This window comes from Paenibacillus sp. Y568, assembly GCF_059445545.1.
Genome location: NZ_JCAIUM010000066.1, coordinates 1 through 680, shown reverse-complemented (window position 1 = coordinate 680; position 680 = coordinate 1). Strand labels below are relative to the sequence as shown.

Genomic DNA, 680 nt, shown 5'->3' with positions numbered 1-680 from the left:
CTTATACTGACTGGTGCTTCATTTTTGTTGATTTTAATTACCCCCTTATTAAGCTAACAGGTAACGATAGTTTAATTTTATGAGGGCAGCCAAACAGCAGCCCTTCGTTACGCTAACGGGCAGTTTAGTGCAACAAAACTGGAGTTTCTACGTATAGGATATAAATGGAAAAATGAGAGAGAGTAAGTAGTTGTAGACTAATCTAATATTTAAGAGAGAGAGAGAGATCCACAATGAAAAAAAGTAGTGATTTTACACGAATGTATAAAAAATTATTAGTAATATCGGTTCTATTACTCGCTTATATCTTGGCGTGTTGGTTGGCTGATGTTATCGGCAGTAAAATCGTTATGGATGCTTCAGGACGTTCTTATACTCTTGAAAATCATTTCTTTTACAATGAATATATTTTCAGTGGAAGTAATACCGCACTGAACCTCAAACTTGATAGAATTTTCTTGCTCTGTACAAGTGCTGTTTACTTAGTTTTTAATCTAATGAACAAATACAGAAGTACGAACCGTTGATAAGCTAAAATAACAATCATCCGAAGATTAAGCTAACGGGACAGTATGACAAGTTCTGTATAAGCGCTTTACAGCGCGAAAAAACAGAGATTTCATGAAATGAAATCTAACTTTACAACCGAGGATGGGAATGACGGAACCATGTATCCTGAA

General features: G+C 35.1%; 1 protein-coding gene. It reads left to right on the top strand.

Going from position 1 to position 680, the window contains the following annotated elements:
• Positions 1 to 233: 233 nt before the first annotated feature.
• Entirely contained in the window at positions 234 to 527 is a 294-nt protein-coding gene (locus AC1D7X_RS25820) for a hypothetical protein (RefSeq protein WP_495476440.1), read from the top strand.
• The last annotated feature ends 153 nt before the right edge of the window (positions 528 to 680 follow it).